We start from the raw sequence: 552 nt of genomic DNA, 5'->3' as shown, positions 1-552 counted from the left end.
AACTTCCTCGCTAACGCAGGTATTCGCCTCGGAGAAGTTGATCGAACGCGGTATCCATCCAGGGTTTATCTTGTGGGGAAGGTGGTGTAAGAATGTCTCGCAGCTGGATGTTCGATATTCGTCTGATTGCCTCCGCCCCATTCTGCGGGATTCAGTAGATTTCCCTGGATTTCTATTGGACAAACGGATGTCCTCCTTCTCTTGCTGGAAGTTGACAGACAGCCAGTATATAAAACGTGTAAAGAAATAGGACAGAATATTTATCAGAAATTTCCTCGAAATCTCTATCGGTGGATTTTGATGAAATTCAACCATCTTATCGGACTCCTGGTGGCCTTCGCTATCGTCGTACCGATGGTTTCGGCCAGCAGCATCGGAAGTGAGAACAGTGAGGCCGTCGACCTCATGCAGAAAAATGAGTCTGTAGCCCGTGCCGGATACACTATCACACAGGGAGAGACGGACTATCATGGGTATTATGTGTCGCCTGGTACATCCTCATTCTCTGTCGACCTGAACTGGTTTACAGATGATCACTCCCTGAAGTTAGGG

The 552-nt window shown here is 47.8% G+C and carries 1 pseudogene; it reads left to right on the top strand.

Annotated features, from left to right (window positions below):
• Window positions 1-300: 300 nt before the first annotated feature.
• Window positions 301-552: pseudogene (locus tag EI28_RS15180) on the top strand (hypothetical protein); the annotation flags it as partial.

The organism is Methanoculleus sp. MH98A, from assembly GCF_000691865.1.
Classification (GTDB): domain Archaea; phylum Halobacteriota; class Methanomicrobia; order Methanomicrobiales; family Methanoculleaceae; genus Methanoculleus.
This window is presented reverse-complemented; position numbering and strand designations above follow the sequence as displayed.